1 protein-coding gene is annotated in these 1,400 nt (G+C 25.4%); it reads left to right on the forward strand.

Annotated features, from left to right (window positions below; all coding sequences use genetic code 11):
• Nucleotides 1–438: 438 nt before the first annotated feature.
• Nucleotides 439–1,377 carry a TIGR01212 family radical SAM protein gene (locus G3997_RS06995; protein WP_296644818.1) on the forward strand — a complete coding sequence of 313 codons (939 nt, stop codon included), beginning with the start codon at nucleotides 439–441 and terminating at the stop codon, nucleotides 1,375–1,377.
• Nucleotides 1,378–1,400: the final 23 nt, after the last annotated feature.

Raw genomic sequence — 1,400 nt, forward strand, 5'->3', positions numbered from 1 at the left:
ATTTTATTTTTTTTATTTAAACTAAATTTAACTTTTTCTTGCTCATTATTTAAAATAGTATTTTTTGTTTCTGATATATCATCCGAATTAATTTCTTTAATCTTACTTTCATTCTCTATATTATCCTCTATATCTTCTTTATCATATTCTTCTATAATATGTTCGTTATTTAAATTATCAGATAAATTTATTTCACAGTTCTCCACTTTAACATCTTCATCATTACTTATATTTTTTGTATCCTTATCCATATAACTCCTCCATCCTTAAATTTTTCTACTTATAAAGAATATTAAATAAATATAACCTATATTCATAAATAATCTTATAGCGTTGAAACTTTATTGATGGGTATATATAGTTTGTATATATATTTTAATTATGGTAATATAATTTAATATAATTAATCGTAAAAAACATTAGAAAAAGGTGATGAATTTGACTAAATTTAAATATGCATTTGATAATAAAAGGTACCATACATGGAATTACTATCTTAGAAATACGTTTGGTGAAAAAATATTTAAAGTATCAATAAATGCCGGATTTACATGTCCTAATATAGACGGAAAAGTAGCATATGGAGGATGTACTTATTGTAGTAAAGAAGGTTCTGGAGATTTTGCTGGAAATCCTAAGGACAATCTTATAAAACAATTTGATGATATAACAGAGATGATGCATAAAAAATGGCCTAATGCTAAATATATTGGGTATTTCCAAGCTTTTACAAACACTTATGCTCCAGTTGAAGTTTTAAAAGAAAAATATGAAACTATACTTGCTCTTGATGATGTTATAGGTCTATCTATATCAACTAGACCTGATTGTCTAGAAGATGATGTTGTTGAATATTTAGGTGAGCTTAATGAAAGAACTAATTTATGGGTTGAATTAGGACTTCAAACAATTCATGACTCTACATCTAAATTAATAAATAGAGGACATGATTATAATGAATTTCTAAAAGGACTAGAAAAATTAAAAGCTAAGAATATAAAAGTTATAGTCCATATAATAAATGGTCTTCCTGGTGAAGATTATAATATGATGATGGAAACAGCAAAAGCTGTTGCTAATATGAATGTTGATGGAATAAAAATACATTTACTTCACGTTATAAAAGATACTCCTATGGAAAGAATGCTTCAGAAAGGTATGTTAACTTTAATGGATAAAGATGAATATATCAATTTAGTTTGTGACCAACTTGAAATATTACCAGAAACTATGATTGTTCACAGACTTACTGGTGATGGAAAAAGAGATGAACTAGTTGGACCTTTATGGAGTTTAAAAAAATGGGAAGTTTTAAATGCTATTGATGATGAATTAAAAAGACGTGATTCTTATCAAGGTATAAAATAYAATAAATAATAAAAATAGCGATTATATTATAA

Source organism: Romboutsia sp. 13368, assembly GCF_018336475.1.
Lineage (GTDB): Bacteria > Bacillota > Clostridia > Peptostreptococcales > Peptostreptococcaceae > Romboutsia.